The organism is Niallia sp. XMNu-256 (assembly GCF_036670015.1).
Lineage (GTDB): Bacteria > Bacillota > Bacilli > Bacillales > Cytobacillaceae > Bacillus_BD.
The window spans coordinates 3,539,799-3,555,588 of record NZ_CP137636.1 but is presented as its reverse complement, the minus strand read 5'-3'; the positions used below and the strand labels follow the sequence as shown (position 1 = coordinate 3,555,588).

Genomic DNA, 15,790 nt, shown 5'->3' with positions numbered 1-15,790 from the left:
GTTAAAAGAGATTTTTGCGGAATTATTGAAAAAATTGTGGCAATTTGTATATATCACTTTACAAATACCCTCGAACTCTGGTAAACATATATTTAGATCTCCTAATATATGGTAGAAGGTGAATGCATTGAAAGGGTTAAGAAATTTGTCTGACTATGATTTAATTGTGGCTTATGAAAAAGCAGTTGAGTTAAATCTTGATCGGGACTTTACTGAAATTCTTCTAGTGGAAATAAAAAATAGAGGAATCAGGACACTCGAACCAAGCATTTTCTAAAAATGTTATCTTAGGAACAGAATGCAATATAATATGTTTTCATATAAAGTGGCACTTCCATCAGTGGGGGCTTTCTTTTATCCCTTACTGATGGAAAGCCCGCGGCCACCGCATGCTGGTCACGCAGACATTGCCGAAGGCGTATTTAGTCTGTGTTCAACTTCCGGATCTTTACGAGCAGTTGATCCCCCACCTATCATCTATTATTATTATTATACTTAGAATCTTAAGGTGGAGGTCTCACTGCCTGTTAAGCCTGATAAAATGGGCATTGGATATCTAAAAAAATTAAGGAAGGTACCCGATATGAAAACAGCGATTGTTACCGATAGTACGGCTTATCTTCCCAAAGATGTAGCCGCTGATTTACATATACACATCATTCCGTTAAGTGTTATTTTTGGCGGGGAATCGTATCGCGAAGAAATAGAGCTTACGGCAGAAGAATTTTATCAAGTAGTGAAACAAAAGGAATTGCCAAAAACCTCACAACCATCAACTGGTGAATTTATTGCATTATATGAAAAGTTGTCGAACGATCACGATGCTGTCATAAGTATTCATCTATCAAGCGGCGTTAGTGGTACGTACCAAGGTTCAGTTACTGCTGGTCAGATGGTAGAAGGGACTGAGGTGTTTTCATTTGATTCCGAGGTTAGCTGTATGGCTCAAGGTTTTTACGTGATCGAGGCTGCCAAAATGGCTATGCAAGAGAAATCTCCGCAAGAGATTCTTGCTCGCCTTCAAGAAATGAAGACATCCTTAAGAGCTTATTTTATGGTGGATGACTTATCTCATTTACAACGAGGAGGGCGTTTATCAAGCGCGCAGGCATTAATCGGGGGATTGCTGCAAGTAAAGCCGCTTCTTCATTTTGAAAATAAAGTCATCGTCCCCTTTGAAAAAATCCGTACCCGTAAAAAAGCCATGAAACGCATGATAGAGTTAATTACAGAAGATGCAAAAAGTGGCGAAGCATATGAAGCTGTCATCATCCATGCGAACCGAGCAAATGAAGCTCATGCTTGGAAAACAGAGCTCGAAGCATTGCTTCCAAATGTTGAGTTTCAAATCAGTTTCTTTGGAGCCGTCACCGGAACCCATCTCGGCGAAGGTTCAATGGGGTTAGCATGGGTAAAAAAATAAAGTGACGAGGCTCTAGTTGGCCTCGTTATATCTGTTTTTTGATAGACCTAGCAACATAAATGACGCCATTTTCTTGGGATACAACCAAAAGCTAGGAAGGGCTATCAGAATGGTAGTATTAAGCAGGAATAGCACAAAAAAGAGGTGCGTTTGCCAAAAATAGTAATATTGTCCGAAATAGCATCAAAAAACGAGCTCTTGAGAAAAATAACTTTATAGTCCAATATAGAATCAATTAAATGGTAGTTTCAGAAGTACAAATGATTACAATCCCACACAATCCCCACTATAATAAACATCAACAAATGAAACTGAGGTGGTTCCCATGCGATTCTCTATTCAAAACGAACGATTGATTCCAGAAGCCCTATTACGAACAACAGCAAATACAAACTCAAAGCCAATCTCTCAACTCAGCCAAATCCCGCAACCACCACTAAACCCCAATTTTATCTATAATAAAGAACTTCAATCCATGTTAATCGGAAAGCAATTACTCCCTAGCGATCTTCCTTTTCCAATCGACACCATCCAGTCCCACTATGAAAATGGTTATCTTCAATATCGTAAAAGCATCATGATTGAAAACAACCAACCGACCTGTGTTCGATGTGGCAATAAAGCATCACATCTATTTGCTCAATTCCCATGTGCTCGCTGCGATGAAATCTGTACGTACTGCCGCAATTGCATTATGATGGGGCGGACAAGCACATGCACCCCGCTAATCAATTGGTCTGGCCCTGTCCCGCTTCAAACCGAAATCGCTGAAGCACCTCTTCATTGGACGGGAACTTTATCCGAAGGACAATCCATTGCATCCCAGCAAGTGGTCGAAGCGGTCAACCAACTCGATCCCTTGCTCGTTTGGGCGGTATGTGGAGCGGGTAAAACAGAGGTATTATTTAATGGAATTAACCAGGCATTACAAGCTGGTAAGCGAGTTTGCTTGGCGACACCACGAACAGATGTCGTTCTCGAGCTTTCACCGCGGCTGAAAACAGTTTTTCCCACTACCACCGTCGCGACTTTATATGGTGGAAGTGAGGACCGTCACCTCTCTGCTCCCTTAACGATTGCTACAACCCACCAGCTGCTCCGCTTTTACAAGGCGTTTGATGTGGTTATTTTAGATGAAGTGGATGCCTTTCCCTACTCTGTCGATCCTTCGCTGCAGTATGCAGTGGAACAAGCCCGCAAATCAGCTTCTGCCATTATCTATTTAACCGCCACTCCAAACGAACAATGGCAAAAAGAATGTCTTCGTGGAAAAAGAAAGTTTGTCACCATTCCAGCCCGTTTTCACCGTTACTCTCTACCTATTCCCGTATTTAGGTGGTGTGGAGATTGGAGAAAAAGGCTAAAGAAAGGAAGGTTGCCTCCTAACGTTCTAGATTGGATAACAGAACGAATTCAATCACAAAAACAAGCCCTGCTATTTTTTCCACGAATAGAGCTTATGGAACAATTACTCCCCATTCTCACAAGTATTCATCCAAAAATAGAAGCTGTTCATGCAGAAGATCCTCAACGAAAGGAAAAAGTCCAAAGGATGCGTGACAAAGAAATTCCTCTCCTCTTAACAACGACGATTCTTGAACGCGGAGTTACCTTTCCAAATCTAGACGTAGCTGTATTTGGAGCAGAAGATCACATATTTACTGAAAGTGCCCTTGTCCAAATTGCCGGTCGTGTTGGCCGAAGTCCTCATTACCCGACAGGTAACATCACATTTTTCCACCACGGAAAAACAAATGCCATGGTCAAATCCCGAAGGCAAATTATCTCTATGAATCAAGAGGCCAGGGAGAAGGGGTTGATTGATGATTAAGGGGAAGGTTTAGTAAAGAGGAATTATCAAGAAGTTCATGGAAAATAGAAATATACTAAAAAGGACGGATCCCATGCTCGACTACTGCCTCATCTGCCACACCAAAATCATTCCCAAAATCGGTTGGCAAGCACTGGTTGCTAAGGAAAAGCAAGAAACACTATGTGAAGCATGCAAGGATAAGCTACAGGAAATCGAGGGAAAAACATGTCTCATCTGTGGGCGCTCCTTTGAACACCTAGAACCTCGATTCATTAAGGACGATCACTGTTCTGACTGTATTCGCTGGGAAGAGGACCCAGAGTGGAAAGGGTGTCTCGAAAAAAATGAATCCTTTTACATGTATAATGGGTTTCTCCAAGAGGTAATTGCATGTTACAAATATAGAGGTGACTATATTCTAGCTAAGATTTTTTCAGAAAAGGTCCTAAAGATTACAACTCAACAAAAAGCCGATTTGCTCGTCCCGATCCCATTAAGTCAGGAGCGGCTACATGAACGAGGCTTCAACCAAGCGGAAGCCATCCTCCTTGAAGCGGGACGAACTCCAGCTAATATCCTCAAACGAACACATGCTGAAAAACAATCCAAAAAGTCCCGGCATGAACGAATCCATGTACAACAAGTATTTCAACTTGAAATTGATGCCCAGATTGATGGCAAAACCATTCTTCTCATAGACGACATTTATACAACCGGATCGACCCTTAGACATGCGGCGAAAGTTCTTGTCCAAAATGGGGCCAAATCCGTTTCATCCCTTACCATCGCAAGGGGATAAGATTAATCTGCCCCAAATGATAAAGTTCGCTGTTAGTAAAAAGAAAGAATCAAAGGATGAACGTGCCTAATAATCCCTACCAAGAAAAAAGGCAAAGAACATTCATATCTAACATTTAAATAAAACAAAGGTACCCATTCCAAATGGACCAGGCTTATCTTCCAATCAATTGTAAAAATATGATTAATTTCTAAATAACCTGTCGATTTATGGTATAGTGAATATGTTAATTATTTCCTACTAAACTGGAAAAATATGGGGTGATGGTTAGGGGAATTTAGGATACATTACTAAATTACAACGTCTTATAAAGTCAAATTACCTAAGCCCACTGCTAACCTATTAAAAACATAAAACGAAAGGGATGGGAATTATGTCAGAAGAAGTACAAGCAAAGAAACCGTCAATTTGGGGAATCCTCTGGAGTCCGACGGAGCAATTCGAACGAATTAAAGAACGACCGAGAATTTGGGGAGCATTAGCGATTGTCACGATTCTTTTCGTGATCGGCATGTATTTAAGTTCTTTTGGAAAAATACCGGAAATCAATGGGGTATCAGAAGAAGATTTAGCAGGCATGCAAGCATTTAACTCGGTATTAATGATTGTTATGGGGATCATTACACCCATTTTTGGAATCTTAATTTCTACAGTCATCTATTTTTTAATTGCAAAAATCGCACGCTCAGAAGTTAGTTTTAAGCAATTATTTTCTATGAATACATACATTATGATTTTATCCGCACTCAGCATCCTTATTAACGGAATCGGAATTGCTCTTTTAGGTGGAACGTCCGATACAATTTATACAAGCTTAGGATCGATTATTCAAGCGGAAGGTGCTCTCGGCGGCTTTTTAACTGGACTTGAAGTATTTACAATTTGGGGTGTCATTTTGAACGCTATCGGTCTTCATAAAGTCGCTGAGTTTTCAAAAGGATTAGCATGGACCATTTCCATTGCGTTCTTTGTCATCGGACTCATTTTCTCCATGATTGCAGCTGGGGTTAGTGGAATGGTTGGTGTTTAATTTTTATGAAAAAAAAGATTTGGATCGCCATTGGGGTTGTGGCAGTTATTGCCCTCCTCTTTGGGATTAATATTTGGAAAAATGTCCAAGCCGGAAATGTGACAATGAAAGTGACAACCTTAAAGGAAGAAACGATTACTGAACAAGTTATGACCCCTGGGACATTAAGGCTCGCAAATCAACAAACGATTTATTTTTCACCTGAAAAAGGGAAAATCGTTGAATATTATGTGGAAGAAGGAGCCGATGTTAAAGCGGGTGACCCTCTTTTTCGCTATGAAAATAATGCACTTGATCTTGAAAAAAGACAAAATAACCTACAGCGACAATCAAGTCAACTGCAATTGAACAGTTTGCAAGATCAGTTAAGTGATCTTAATAAACAATTAAAAGAAGAAAAAGAAAATGAAATGGTAGAAGCCGAACGAGATCAAGTCAATTTGCAAGTGAAGCAAGCTAGACTTGAAATGGAGCAGCTCGGGTTACAAAAACAAAGCATTGAAGAACAAATAGCAGAACTCACCGTCAGAAGTGATATGGATGGAAAAGTTGTCTCCATTCATAAAGATGCGTCCACAGGAGCAGGTGCAGCAGCAGCTCAGCCGCAGTCAATTATGCAAATTGGAACATTGGATCAATTAATTGTCAAAGGAACTCTCTCTGAATATGATACGTTAAAAATCCAGCAGGATCAGGATGTTGTCTTAACTTCAGATGCGATGCCAGGGGAATCATGGACTGGCAAGGTTAGTTTTATTGCTTATCTACCGGAGGAAGCGATGGGATTGGAAGAGACAGGTGTTCAATATCCCATTGAAGTGACCGTTAATGCACAAAATATGAGTCTAAAGCCGGGTTTCCAAATGGTCATGGAGATCGTTACAGATGAACGGAAGGCCCAGACTCTTCCACTTACTGCCGTTAAGCAAGAAGATGCTGAAAACTACGTGTTTAAGGTTGTCGACGGAAAAACGAAAAAACAAGAAGTAAAAGTAGGCTTGGTGTCAGATGAACACATTGAAATTATAAGTGGATTAAAAAAAGAGGATCAAGTCTTGGTGGAACCAGGGGATGATGTCACGTCTGGAATGGAAGTGAACGTGAAATGATCACCCTGAAAGGGCTAAGAAAAAGCTACACGATCGGTAAAGAGCAGGTCGATGTGCTGAAAGGAATTGATCTCCACATTGGAAGAGGAGAATTTACCGCAATTATGGGGCCATCGGGTTCAGGAAAGTCGACAATCATGAATATGATCGGTTGCCTCGATCGTCCGACAAGCGGTAAATATTACCTGAATGAAGTGTTGGTTTCCGAATACGACGAGAATGAATTGGCCCGTGTTCGAAATCAATCAATTGGGTTTGTATTTCAACAATTCCAACTGTTGCCTCGGTTGAATGCGTTAAAAAACGTAGAGCTGCCAATGATTTACGCAGGGGTTAAAAAGAAAGAGCGAGAAGAACGCGCCGCTGATGCACTAGTAAAAGTCGGGCTTGGCGATCGGATGGGGCATTTGCCGAATGAATTATCAGGCGGTCAAAAACAACGGGTGGCCATTGCCCGTGCCATTGTCAACAATCCAGATTTGATTTTAGCAGACGAACCGACCGGAGCACTTGATTCGAAAACAAGTGTACAAATTATGGAGCTTTTCACGTTGCTGAATCGGGAAGGAACGACGATTATTCTCGTTACCCATGAAAGCGAAGTGGCTGAATATGCCGGAAGAACTGTATTTGTTCGTGACGGCCTGATCATGCAGGATGATTCCCTTGTCAAAGGAGGGAGCCATGAATGAGTTTAGCTGAAAACATGAAAATGGCGCTCTCCTCTCTCCTTGCCCATAAGATGCGCTCAATTTTAACGATGATTGGGATCATCATTGGTGTCGGTTCCGTCATCACCGTTGTTGCCATTGGACAAGGTGGGGAAGCGATGTTGAAATCGCAAATTGTCGGTTCTGGAAATACGATTGAGTTATTTTATATGCCTTCAGAGGAGGAAATGCTAGCTGACTCGAATGCCATGATGAATAATCCATTTACGCAGGAGGATATCCGCGCCATTGATAACATTCCGGAAGTGTCAAAAGTTGTTGCAACCTCATCGGAATTTGCTAGTGTTCGCTATCGTGAGGAACAATTAGACTCGTCCATAACGGGAATTAACCAAGCCTACTTGGATGTAAATGGACTAGAGGTAACAACCGGTAGAAATCTATTAGATGCTGATTTTCTCGGCGGTCGGCGTGTTGCAGTCGTAAGTGCAAATTTTCAAGAAGATTTATTTGACGGCGAAAATCCAATCGGTCAAGTGATCTTTATTCGCTCCCAGCCTGTTGAAATTGTCGGAGTTCTCGCAGAAACAACTGGTATTTTCTCGTTTGGAGCCAATGAAGTCTACCTACCATGGAACACATGGCGTACCATTTTTGCTTCCAATGACTTGAGTGCAGTCACCTTACAGGCTGCAAATCCAGAGGACTTAGAAACAGCTGGAAAAAAGGCGGCTGACTTATTAAACCGCATGCATGATAAAGAAGATGCCTATCAAGTTCTTAACATGGAGGAAATTGCTGCTAGTGTAGGCCAAATCACCAAGATTATGACGATTATTATTAGCAGTATCGCTGGAATTTCTCTCCTCGTAGGTGGCATTGGAGTTATGAATATCATGCTTGTTTCTGTAACTGAACGGACTCGTGAAATCGGGGTACGGATGGCACTTGGAGCCACCCGGGGACAAATTCTCGTACAATTTCTAATTGAATCTGTCACCCTCACCTTAATTGGCGGTGGCATGGGGATATTATTAGGTTGGGGAGCAGCCACCATCGTCTCCTCGTTCGCCGGATGGCCAGCCCTCATATCCTGGCCAGTAATCGCAGGAGGTGTCCTATTCTCGATGGTGATTGGAATCGTGTTTGGCATCCTGCCAGCAAACAAAGCATCTAGATTAGACCCGATTGAATCACTGCGGTATGAGTAATTATTTATAAGGTAAAAAGTAGTTTTTGCTTGAATAGAATTGAAGAGATCCTGAGACTGCCTGAAAGGTCCTGTTCCACAGTAGTAAAAAGTGGTCAAACATCATTTGTTTGACCACCTTCATTACTTCCCTTGTTCTTAGAAGGCCCACTTACTTAGAATGTCGTCCCCTGTGATGCCCCGAACATTCCTGTTTCACAGCGAATGTTTCCTATTTATAACTAAAGACTTTTTCAACGGGTTCATATAGTATTAAATGTGCAAATTAAAACGCTTATTCAGATGGAGGAGAATTGTTTGAAACGGGGTCTAAAGAGAAAGCTACTTTTTATAATAGGTATCATTGTTCTTGGCATTGCTGCTTTTCTAGATATTCAATATCAAGGATTGTTCTTTCAGCTACTGCCTGAATCTGTGCAATCTTTATTTACCTGATAAAATCCCCCGATTTTTTGATAGGGTCCTATCCTTTCAAATGGGGGATTTTCTGTTTTCAAAAAAATAGTAATGGATGAAAAGGTTTGTTAAAGTATTTACGACAGGTCACAGTGACGCCCCGAATCTATTATAGATATTTTTCCAAAGAATAGGAAACCTTATCAAATGTATCCATATTTTTGTCTGGATACTTAATGATGATAAGGAGTTGAAACAATGAAAAATAGCTTGACGAAACAACTGGGGATCTTTACTTGTCTTTTTGCTCTTTTATTTGCTTTTATACCAGCAACAGGCTTGGCAAATGAGTCAGAACTGCCTGAGGCACAGATTTATTTTGATGGAAAACCGTATAAGACGAAGTATGCAATGGGAAATGGTCATTTGCTTGTGCCTGCGCAATTTTTAAAGCATGCCGGTGTCCTTGTAGATTGGGATCCGAAGTGGCGCTCTGTTGTTTTTCAAGCAAAAGGAATTAAGTTTGCTGCACCGGTAGGAGAGAAATTTACGGATGATTATGATCGTAGAACAGGGACATGGAAAAGAGGGGTTTTAGCAACAGAACCGTTTGAATTTGACGGAAAAGTATTTATTCCCCTAATCGATGTTGTGAGGAAGTTAGATATGGGCGTTCGGTATGATGCCAAATCGAATCGAACATACATTACAACAAATATTCCAGAGTCCAAGAAACTCATCAGCTCGGTAAAAAGTTCTAAAAAGCTTGTAGCTCTTACTTTTGATGATGGCCCAGAAGATTATTATACGCCAATGATTCTTGATGTCTTAAAAGAGAAGGGCGTGCCAGCCACATTCTTTGTTATGGGTGAAAAAGTCAATCAATACCCAGATATGATGAAACGGATTGTGAATGAAGGTCATTCATTTGGCAACCATACATGGTCCCACCCTAATTTGAAACAAAGTTGGTCAGCAGATGTGAGGAAAGAAATCCAATCCACCCAGCAAGTACTGGAAAGAGTGATTGGGAAAAAATCAGATCTATTTCGTCCACCTTATGGTGCAGTTACAAAAGCTGACAGAGCTGCATTAAGTCAAATGGGGCTGAGAGGGATCGGTTGGTCTGTGGACACATTGGATTGGAGCGGAATGTCAGCCGAAAGGATTTTAGAAATTGTTAGAAACCAAACTGCTCCAGGGGGAATTATGTTGCAACATAATTTCCAAGCTGGTGGCTTGCTGGATGGGACAGTTGAAGCACTTCCGCAAATCATCGATGAACTGAGTGCCCAAGGATATACATTCGTTACTATCCAGACACTACTGGATTCAGGAGAAGCGGTCTATTAAAGGAGTCGTCACAGGGACGCCCCGAAAAATCTTGTTTCACAGCGAATGTTTCACGTTTATCACGAAGGATTGTTTCAAAAGGAAAATAAATATATATGCAGTTGACTCAACAAAGAAAGGATGGGAGGCGATAGCTGCCGACCATCCTTTTAGTTACTGTTGGGCTCTTTTTTTAACGGGCAGACGAACCGTAAAAGTGGTTCCCTTATGAATTTCACTTTCAACCGAAATCGAGCCGCCGTGTGCTTCAACAAATCCTTTCGCAATGGAAAGACCTAGCCCTGTCCCACTTTCAGAACGGGACCTCGATGGATCCCCTTTGTAAAAGCGCTCAAAAATGAAGGGAAGCGCATCCTCTGGAATCCCTGGCCCGCTATCGGACACCTTTAAAATAAATGAGTCATCATTTTCACAACTCGTTAATTCGACGAATCCGTGATCAGGTGTATGGCGAAGGGCATTCCCAACGAGGTTGACAACCACTTGTGTGATCCGATCTGGATCGATCTCCATCCAAACATCTTCAGGAATTCCATCATAGTGAAGGGTAATTTGCTTTTCATCTGCCAGCCACTGGAAATTTCCACATATACGCTGAATCAGATCATGAATTTGCACAGGCTGTTTATTGAGTGGAAGTTTCCCAGCTTCCGCTAAACTCAACTGATGCAGGTCATTCACTAACCGTTTTAAGCGGTACACCTCATCAGTAAGGTTCAGAATGACTTCTTCATTAGGTTGGATAACTCCCTCTTGAATCGACTCTAATTCTCCTAGCAAAATCGTCAGTGGGGTTCTAAGTTCATGTGCGACATCAGCGACAAGTGCTTGTCTAATTTCCTCGTTTTTCGCAAGCTGCTCTGCCATTTCATTGAAAGCATCCCCAAGTTCCTGCCATTCATCCTTTGAATGAATGGCAACAGGCTTCCATTTTTCACCAGCTGTTATTTGCTTTGTTCTCTGCGTGAGTTCTTTTAATGGTTTCGTTATTTTTCTAGTAATCCATATACTTAGGAGAACCGCGATCAGAGCGGCAAGGATGCTGCTTCCGATAATGGCGAGATTGGAAGATAAAATGAACTCCTTTTCAAGACTTTGAAGCCCTGATTGATAAAGGAGAAGCGTTCCCACTTTTTTACCATCAATCGTTATATCCGAATTTTTCCACTTAACGTTCATACCCGATTCACCAATTCTTGTGCCGGTTGTATCGGCAATCACAGTTCCATCTAGATCCAAGAGAAGAAGATCAGCGCTACTCATATGCATGTTCATGTTCGTATTCATGCGACTACCATGCATCATTCCATGTCCACTTCCAGTGAACTCATTGAAATATAGCTGTTGAACATTTTCCCAAGATCCTGTTTCTTCATAATAAACTGTTAGACTTTGTTTCATTCGCTCTAAGTATCCGATATTTTGCCGATCAAGATAGTTATGAAAGGTATCCTGTATTTTTGATTGTAAAAAAATTGATTGACTGAGTCCCATTAATATAACAATGGAAATGAAGGTAATGGTCAGCTTCGTTTGAAGTTTCATGTTGTTTCTCCGAAGCGATAACCGATTCCATAAACGGTATGGATGAATTCAGGATGTGCTGGATCCTTTTCGATCTTTTTTCTTAAATTGCTAACATGGGTGTCAATCGATCGTTCATAATTCGCGAAAGCTTCACCCATTGCACTATTCATTAGTTGCAAGCGGCTGTACACACGACCAGGTTTCTGGGCAAGAGTGACGAGAATCTTATATTCTGTCGGAGTTAAATTAAGGAGTGTGTCGTTTAACTTTACTTCATATGTATGAAAATTGATTTCAATGGGTCCTCTAATCATCAATTCGTCCGGTTCTTCCGTTGGATCAGGCTCACTTCTACGTAAAACCGTTTTAATTCTAGCTACAAGCTCCCGCATGCTGAACGGTTTTGTGATGTAATCATCAGCCCCCATTTCAAGTCCCAGCAGTTTGTCAATTTCCTCTGATTTAGCTGTTAGCATAATTACAGGCATTTTTCTATGAATGGATCGAATTTCACGTAGGGCTTGAAACCCGTCCATAATTGGCATCATCACATCTAATAAAATGAGGTCCACACTTTTGTTTTTCACAAGCTGGACGGCTGCGAAACCATCAATGCCTTCTATCGTATCAAAGCCTTCATTTTGTAAATAGGTCCGAATTGTATCACGGATTTTACCTTCATCGTCAATAATGGCAATTACTTTTCTCAAAGATATAACCCCCTTGTCTATTCCTTATTATACCAATTCTTCCGTCTCTATAAGAAATAGCTCTGAAGTTTTACCTCAGAGCGGTTAATCGCTATTAGAATGGCATATTTCCACGGTTCATATGGTGACCGCTACCCATTCCATCCCGACCGTTCATATGTCCGTGACCAAATTCATTATTTTCGAGGGCAAAGGCCGCCATGGATTCCATATGAACGACCATTCTATCCATTTGTTCTTGAGTAATGTCTCCATCCTTTACAAGCTGTTGAAGGTCTGCTTTTCTAGCTTCCAACACTTTAGCCTTCAGTTCATCGAGTGAGATATCTTTTTCTTCTGCCAAATCTGCTATGGATTTCCCTTCACTACGTGCAATCTGTATCTCTTCTTCGCTGAGATTCAAGGCTTCAGCGATCATCGTTGACATGGAACCACTAAAATGGTGGCCCATTCCCATTCCACCGTTATCTCCCATCATGTGACCTGATCCATGGTGGTTGGACCATGCTTGTGAAGCATTCTCGTCAGTCGCTGTTCTCATCATTGCTGGTGCCCCAACTCTTTCGTCAACACTTGCATCTGATTGAACGATCGGAGAGAACATAGCACCTAATGCAAACGTTCCAACTAAAGCTCCAGCTACTAAAATTGTATTCCATTTCATATTCTTCATCTCCTAATAAGGTTGTCTTATCTATTTACACCCTTATCATACCGAACCAATTTCCAGAACTTTATTAAGAAATGTCAAGAACCTGTCAAGATTACATCGGATCACCACCCCGCGCCGGGTCACAGTGACGCCCCGAAAGGTTTTTGAAATAGTTACTCTAATACTCTTTTAAAAATTTATAATTTATAGTAATATATTATTTAATAGTTTTAAGCTAAAACGCTTTAGCGCGATAAGGTATAAAATACATAGATCGGAGAGACATAGCGATGAGTAAGATTAAATTTTATTACGGGAATGAAGTACCGCTAGAAATGCATAAAGTAAGGATTGTCCAAAAATTAAACTTGCCGCCAATTGAACAAAGGGTAGAGGCAATGGAAGAAGCGGGTTATAATACGTTTCTATTAAAAAATAAAGATGTTTTCATGGATATGCTGACAGATAGTGGTGTTAACGCCATGAGTGATAAACAACAAGCAGCCATGCTCGAAGCCGATGACAGTTATGCAGGCTCCACTACTTTTACAAAATTGGAAAGTAAGATCCAAGAGATTTTTGGAAAGGAATATTTTCTTCCTGCTCACCAAGGTAGAGCGTGTGAAAATATTATTTCAAAAACGTATGTCAAACAAGGTTCTGTTGTTCCAATGAACTATCATTTCACTACAACGAAATCACATATTGTTGTAAACGGTGGTCGAGTAGAGGAAGTATTTAAAGACGAGGCTTTGAAAATTACTAGTGATGATCCTTTTAAAGGAAATATGGATATTGCTAAATTAAGAGATGTAATTGAAACAAATGGCGTGGAGAACATTCCATTTGTCCGTATGGAGGCAGGAACGAATCTGATTGGCGGTCAGCCACATTCCCTTCAAAATCTGCACGAAGTTCGCAAAGTATGTGATGAATATGGAATCCTTTTAGTGCTGGATGCTAGTTTATTAGCAGACAATCTTCATTTTATTAAAACAAGAGAAGAAACTTATCAAAATAAGAGTATCCGTGAAATTACACGTGAAATTGCTGATTTATGCGATATTATCTACTTCTCTGCCCGCAAACTTGGTTGTGCGAGAGGCGGCGGAATTTGTACAAACAGTAAAGATGTTTATATGAAAATGCGTGAATACGTCACACTTTATGAAGGGTTTTTAACATATGGTGGAATGTCTGTCCGCGAGATGGAAGCCATGGCTGTTGGTCTTGAAGAAACGATGGATGAGGAAATGATTAATCAGGGGCCGCAGTTTATTGAATACATGTCAAATGAACTCATGAAGAAAGGTGTGCCTGTCGTAACACCTGCAGGTGGACTAGGCTGTCATATCAATGCAATGGAGTTTGTTGACCACATTCCACAATCAGAATATCCTGCAGGTGCGCTTGCAGCAGCGATTTATATAATAAGTGGTGCACGTGGGATGGAAAGAGGAACGATGTCCGAACAGCGCGATGAAAATGGAAACGAAACATTATCTCATATGGAATTAGTTCGTATGGCTTTACCGAGACGCGTGTATACTTTATCTCAAATAAATTATGTCGTTGATCGCATTGCCTGGTTATATGAAAACCGTAAATTAATCGGCGGGCTTAAATTTGTTGAAGAACCAAGTGTATTACGTTTCTTCTTTGGAAAATTAACGACAACCTCCCAATGGCAGCAAGAATTAGTTGCTAAATTTAGAGAAGATTTTGGGGATAGTTTATAGGATTCATAGATAATGATAAAAAGGATGAATGGCGTTAAGTGCTATTCATCCTTTAATTTTGCGCTCATGTTCGATGCTCTTGTTTAAAAGGCTAGCTAAAGCACAATGTAATAAAAGTAAGCGAACTATAGGTGGCTCAAATTGCTATCAAAAGTAGTACCTAATCATGAAAAGAGTACCAATGCAAGAAAAGGGTACTTGGACAAAATCTCTACTAAGGTTGTCAAAAGCCACAACATGATTGGGATGGAAAACTTGTCATTAAGTCATATATTAAAGGATCATAATATAGATAAAGCTTCAAACAACTCCCTCTTGCAAAATTCGACAAAAGGATTTATTCTATATGTAACCGGTTACAGGTGGTGAATACTTAATGACAACAATACGTGATGTTGCAAAAGCTGCTGGTGTTTCGGTGGCAACAGTATCCAGAGTGATTAACAATAAGGGATACGTTCACGAAGACACGAGAAAAGTGGTCAACAATGCAATACACTCATTGAATTATAAACCAAACGAGGTTGCGCGTTCATTGTTTAAGAGGAAATCCAAATTAATTGGATTGATTCTCCCAGATATCGCTAACCCGTTTTTTCCAGCCCTTGCACGAGGGATAGAAGATTTCTTTTATCAAGAAGGATACCATATCATTATTGGAAACAGTGATGATAAAGAAGAGAAGAAAAATGATTATTTCGAAACGTTTTTACAAAATAATGTTGTCGGTTTGATTCTATCAACAAATGAAATTGATCTCAAAAGAGTCCAGAAAGCAAAGATCCCGATTGTCTTACTTGACCGAATTAATGAGGACTTTCCTGCGGTGTTTGCGGACCAAATTCAAGGTGGGAGACTTCAAGCTGAGAAGATTCTCGAACGAGGCTGCAAAGAAGTAACCATCATTAAAGGACCTGAAACGATAAAGCCTGTTCAAGAACGCTTTCAGGCAGCTTTTGAAATATTACAACAAGAGAATATTACAGTAAATATGATTGACTCGAAATTATCTTTTCAAGACGGTGAACAAACGGCGATCGAATTGTTTAAAAGATTTCCACATTCTGATTCCGTCCTTGCCTGTAATGATGCTGTGGCGATTGCGGTCTTAAATGAAGCCTTACGTCAAGGACGCCGTGTTCCGGAGGACATTCAAATCATTGGTTTTGATAATATCTCAATTAGCGGAATTGTCTACCCGGGTTTATCAACCATTCATCAACCTGCCTATGAGATGGGAATGAAGGCAGCGGAAATGCTGATCGGGCAAATCAATCAAGAGCCAATAACTCATTTACATTATAAATTTCCTGTGGAGTTTATCGAACGAGATTCAACGAGAAAGGATGATGATTAAG

General features: G+C 40.6%; 15 protein-coding genes. 12 read left to right on the top strand and 3 right to left on the bottom strand.

The window, feature by feature from the left end:
* The first annotated feature begins 127 nt into the window (after positions 1-127).
* From sda to R4Z10_RS18035, 10 genes are all read left to right on the top strand, one after another.
* Positions 128-277: a sporulation histidine kinase inhibitor Sda gene (gene sda, locus R4Z10_RS18080; RefSeq protein ID WP_338470671.1), complete on the top strand. Its 150-nt coding sequence runs from the start codon at positions 128-130 to the stop codon at positions 275-277.
* 306 nt (positions 278-583) lie between these two features.
* Positions 584-1,423 carry a DegV family protein gene (locus tag R4Z10_RS18075; RefSeq protein WP_338470670.1) on the top strand — a complete coding sequence of 280 codons (840 nt, stop codon included), beginning with the start codon at positions 584-586 and terminating at the stop codon, positions 1,421-1,423.
* A gap of 325 nt (positions 1,424-1,748) precedes the next feature.
* Positions 1,749-3,254: a DEAD/DEAH box helicase gene (locus R4Z10_RS18070; protein WP_338470669.1), complete on the top strand. Its 1,506-nt coding sequence runs from the start codon at positions 1,749-1,751 to the stop codon at positions 3,252-3,254.
* A 73-nt stretch (positions 3,255-3,327) separates the two neighbouring features.
* Entirely contained in the window at positions 3,328-4,035 is a 708-nt protein-coding gene (locus tag R4Z10_RS18065) for a ComF family protein (RefSeq protein ID WP_338470668.1), read from the top strand.
* Between the two features lie 373 nt (positions 4,036-4,408).
* Positions 4,409-5,065 (top strand): Yip1 family protein, encoded by a 657-nt coding sequence (locus R4Z10_RS18060; protein ID WP_338470667.1) that lies wholly within the window; start codon positions 4,409-4,411, stop codon positions 5,063-5,065.
* Between the two features lie 5 nt (positions 5,066-5,070).
* On the top strand, positions 5,071-6,174 hold the full coding sequence (locus R4Z10_RS18055; RefSeq protein WP_338470666.1) for an efflux RND transporter periplasmic adaptor subunit: 1,104 nt from the start codon (positions 5,071-5,073) through the stop codon (positions 6,172-6,174).
* Positions 6,171-6,866: an ABC transporter ATP-binding protein gene (locus tag R4Z10_RS18050; RefSeq protein WP_338470665.1), complete on the top strand. Its 696-nt coding sequence runs from the start codon at positions 6,171-6,173 to the stop codon at positions 6,864-6,866. The genes R4Z10_RS18055 and R4Z10_RS18050 overlap by 4 nt, the downstream gene beginning before the upstream one ends.
* Entirely contained in the window at positions 6,863-8,056 is a 1,194-nt protein-coding gene (locus R4Z10_RS18045) for an ABC transporter permease (RefSeq protein WP_338470664.1), read from the top strand. The genes R4Z10_RS18050 and R4Z10_RS18045 overlap by 4 nt, the downstream gene beginning before the upstream one ends.
* A gap of 296 nt (positions 8,057-8,352) precedes the next feature.
* On the top strand, positions 8,353-8,490 hold the full coding sequence (locus R4Z10_RS18040; protein WP_338470663.1) for a hypothetical protein: 138 nt from the start codon (positions 8,353-8,355) through the stop codon (positions 8,488-8,490).
* A 219-nt stretch (positions 8,491-8,709) separates the two neighbouring features.
* Positions 8,710-9,804 (top strand): polysaccharide deacetylase family protein, encoded by a 1,095-nt coding sequence (locus R4Z10_RS18035; protein ID WP_338470662.1) that lies wholly within the window; start codon positions 8,710-8,712, stop codon positions 9,802-9,804.
* 153 nt (positions 9,805-9,957) lie between these two features.
* Here the strand turns inward: R4Z10_RS18035 and R4Z10_RS18030 are convergent, their stop codons facing one another.
* The 3 genes from R4Z10_RS18030 to R4Z10_RS18020 form a co-directional block, all read right to left on the bottom strand.
* Positions 9,958-11,349, bottom strand: coding sequence for an ATP-binding protein (locus tag R4Z10_RS18030; RefSeq protein WP_338470661.1), 1,392 nt, complete (start codon positions 11,347-11,349; stop codon positions 9,958-9,960).
* Positions 11,346-12,041 carry a response regulator transcription factor gene (locus tag R4Z10_RS18025; protein WP_338470660.1) on the bottom strand — a complete coding sequence of 232 codons (696 nt, stop codon included), beginning with the start codon at positions 12,039-12,041 and terminating at the stop codon, positions 11,346-11,348. The genes R4Z10_RS18030 and R4Z10_RS18025 overlap by 4 nt, the downstream gene beginning before the upstream one ends.
* A 94-nt stretch (positions 12,042-12,135) precedes the next feature.
* Positions 12,136-12,705, bottom strand: coding sequence for a DUF2680 domain-containing protein (locus R4Z10_RS18020; protein ID WP_338470659.1), 570 nt, complete (start codon positions 12,703-12,705; stop codon positions 12,136-12,138).
* A 278-nt stretch (positions 12,706-12,983) separates the two neighbouring features.
* On the opposite strand from R4Z10_RS18020, the gene R4Z10_RS18015 reads away from it, so the two are divergent.
* Both R4Z10_RS18015 and R4Z10_RS18010 read left to right on the top strand, forming a co-directional pair.
* Positions 12,984-14,432: a tryptophanase gene (locus R4Z10_RS18015; protein WP_338470658.1), complete on the top strand. Its 1,449-nt coding sequence runs from the start codon at positions 12,984-12,986 to the stop codon at positions 14,430-14,432.
* Positions 14,433-14,808: 376 nt separating this feature from the next.
* Entirely contained in the window at positions 14,809-15,789 is a 981-nt protein-coding gene (locus R4Z10_RS18010; protein ID WP_338470657.1) for a LacI family DNA-binding transcriptional regulator, read from the top strand.
* Position 15,790 lies beyond the last annotated feature (1 nt).

What these genes read in the sequence shown, in the direction of transcription:
- R4Z10_RS18020 (WP_338470659.1), bottom strand. Translation starts at nt 12,705, where the DNA reads ATGAAATGGAATACAATTTTAGTAGCTGGAGCTTTAGTTGGAACGTTT.
- R4Z10_RS18050 (WP_338470665.1), top strand. Translation starts at nt 6,171, where the DNA reads ATGATCACCCTGAAAGGGCTAAGAAAAAGCTACACGATCGGTAAAGAG.
- R4Z10_RS18070 (WP_338470669.1), top strand. Translation starts at nt 1,749, where the DNA reads ATGCGATTCTCTATTCAAAACGAACGATTGATTCCAGAAGCCCTATTA.
- R4Z10_RS18030 (WP_338470661.1), bottom strand. Translation starts at nt 11,349, where the DNA reads ATGAAACTTCAAACGAAGCTGACCATTACCTTCATTTCCATTGTTATA.
- R4Z10_RS18045 (WP_338470664.1), top strand. Translation starts at nt 6,863, where the DNA reads ATGAGTTTAGCTGAAAACATGAAAATGGCGCTCTCCTCTCTCCTTGCC.
- R4Z10_RS18055 (WP_338470666.1), top strand. Translation starts at nt 5,071, where the DNA reads ATGAAAAAAAAGATTTGGATCGCCATTGGGGTTGTGGCAGTTATTGCC.
- R4Z10_RS18075 (WP_338470670.1), top strand. Translation starts at nt 584, where the DNA reads ATGAAAACAGCGATTGTTACCGATAGTACGGCTTATCTTCCCAAAGAT.
- R4Z10_RS18015 (WP_338470658.1), top strand. Translation starts at nt 12,984, where the DNA reads ATGAGTAAGATTAAATTTTATTACGGGAATGAAGTACCGCTAGAAATG.
- R4Z10_RS18065 (WP_338470668.1), top strand. Translation starts at nt 3,328, where the DNA reads ATGCTCGACTACTGCCTCATCTGCCACACCAAAATCATTCCCAAAATC.
- R4Z10_RS18035 (WP_338470662.1), top strand. Translation starts at nt 8,710, where the DNA reads ATGAAAAATAGCTTGACGAAACAACTGGGGATCTTTACTTGTCTTTTT.
- R4Z10_RS18060 (WP_338470667.1), top strand. Translation starts at nt 4,409, where the DNA reads ATGTCAGAAGAAGTACAAGCAAAGAAACCGTCAATTTGGGGAATCCTC.
- R4Z10_RS18010 (WP_338470657.1), top strand. Translation starts at nt 14,809, where the DNA reads ATGACAACAATACGTGATGTTGCAAAAGCTGCTGGTGTTTCGGTGGCA.